Raw genomic sequence first — 255 nt, forward strand, 5'->3', positions numbered from 1 at the left:
CGCAAGGCCCGAAGGTCCCCTGCTTTCTCCCGTAGGACGTATGCGGTATTAGCGTTCCTTTCGAAACGTTGTCCCCCACTACCAGGCAGATTCCTAGGCATTACTCACCCGTCCGCCGCTGAATCCAAGAGCAAGCTCCTCTCATCCGCTCGACTTGCATGTGTTAGGCCTGCCGCCAGCGTTCAATCTGAGCCATGATCAAACTCTTCAGTTCAAACATCTTTGGGTTTTTAAGAAACCCTAAACTTGGCTCAG

1 rRNA gene is annotated in these 255 nt (G+C 52.5%); it reads right to left on the minus strand.

The features are described from left to right. Positions 1-214: ribosomal RNA gene (locus tag L6D63_RS28535) — 16S ribosomal RNA — on the minus strand; the annotation flags it as partial. Between the last annotated feature and the right edge of the window lie 41 nt (positions 215-255).

The sequence above is a fragment of the Pseudomonas parakoreensis genome (assembly GCF_021602155.1).
Lineage (GTDB): Bacteria > Pseudomonadota > Gammaproteobacteria > Pseudomonadales > Pseudomonadaceae > Aquipseudomonas > Aquipseudomonas parakoreensis.